Origin of the sequence: Candidatus Enterococcus ikei (genome assembly GCF_017316105.1) — a bacterium.
Lineage (GTDB): Bacteria > Bacillota > Bacilli > Lactobacillales > Enterococcaceae > Enterococcus_L > Enterococcus_L ikei.
In genome coordinates this window covers 1-1,470 of the sequence record NZ_JAFLWD010000072.1, presented here as the reverse complement: position 1 = coordinate 1,470, position 1,470 = coordinate 1, and the positions used below count along the sequence as shown (strand labels likewise).

General features: G+C 37.8%; 2 protein-coding genes. Both read left to right on the top strand.

Annotation, left to right across the window (positions count from 1 at the left end; genetic code table 11):
* A partial coding sequence (gene leuD / locus JZO69_RS16525; protein ID WP_207113903.1) for a 3-isopropylmalate dehydratase small subunit occupies positions 1-410 on the top strand: 410 nt, incomplete at its 5' end.
* Between the two features lie 78 nt (positions 411-488).
* Positions 489-1,235 carry a class I SAM-dependent methyltransferase gene (locus JZO69_RS16520; protein ID WP_207113902.1) on the top strand — a complete coding sequence of 249 codons (747 nt, stop codon included), beginning with the start codon at positions 489-491 and terminating at the stop codon, positions 1,233-1,235.
* Positions 1,236-1,470: the final 235 nt, after the last annotated feature.

The following is a 1,470-nucleotide window of genomic DNA, read 5'->3' as shown; positions in this document are numbered from 1 at the left end:
TAAATGAACCACAATATAAAGATGCGACGATTTTGATTTCTGGTGATAACTTTGGTTCAGGTTCATCGAGAGAACATGCAGCTTGGGCATTGGACGATTATGGCTTTAGAGCGGTCATTGCAGGAAGTTTTAGTGATATTTTTTATATGAATGCCACGAAAAATGGCTTACTACCGATTGTCTTGAAACATGAAGAATTGGAGGCCTTGGCTGGACTTGGAGCGGATGAAACAATTACGATCGATTTGCCAGCCCAACAAGTCATCACGCCGAATGGAACATATTCTTTTGAAATCGACAGTACATGGAAGCATAAATTGGTGAATGGGTTGGATGATATTGCTATTAGCTTGACGCATGATGCTGAAATTGCGGCTTATGAAGCGAAGATTCCGACTTATTGGCAATAAGAAATAATAAGAGTGCTACATCGATGAATAAATTTCGGTGTAGCTTCTTTTCATTACATCATTAGGAGCGTGAAATCAATGGAATGGGATGCGAAAAAATACAATACGACACATGATTTTATTTTTAAATATGGCGCTGGTTTATTGGAATTATTGCCGAAAGAACCGAAAAAAGTGTTGGATATTGGTTGCGGGACAGGCGAATTGACGAATCAAATGGCGGAACTTGGGCATGAAGTGACGGGGGTCGATCAATCGGTCAATATGATCAATCAAGCTAAAGAAAGCTATCCTGAGTTGACTTTTTTACAGGATGATATTTTAAATCCAACTGAACAAATTGGACTGTATGATGTTGCTTTTTCAAATGCCGTTTTTCATTGGATATCGGATCAGGATTTATTAGTGAAAAATATTAGTGAACATCTAAAGCAAAATGGGCAGTTGATTTGTGAGTTTGGTGCTGTTGGAAATGTTCAGGCGATTAGAGAAGTTTTTGGGCGTGAGTTAAATGCGTTGGGCTTCCCTTTCGTGGAGCCGTTTTGTTTTACGTCGGTTGAAGACTATCGGGTTTTACTTGAAAAGAATCATTTTGAAATAGTCGAGATTTTAGAGTATGAACGGCCGACACCGCTTAAAGGTGGCGAATCTGGTTTGAAAGAGTGGATGGAACAGTTTTATGCTGCTGAGTTGGGGGAATTGTCAGAAAAGCAGAAAGAGAAGGTTCTTAAGAATATGGAGAGGGATTTAAAACCCAAATTGTGGAAAGAGAATCATTGGGAAGCAGATTATCGGAGATTGAGGATAAGAGCTTGCAAAATATAAGTAACAGTAGTCTTGGAGATTACAGGTAAGCATTTAATATAAGTAATGTAAAAAGCGTTTTCATTTTTTTGTCTCTTATGGTGAGATATAATTAACAAAAACAAGAAGTGATTCAATTAGCACAAGAATTAGGCGTTAAAACAGATACCGGTGAAATAATTATAACAGACAGTCAAATGGTTAAACTGCTTGAAAAAGGCGGTGTTGATACTAGTCAAATAATGTTACCTAGAAG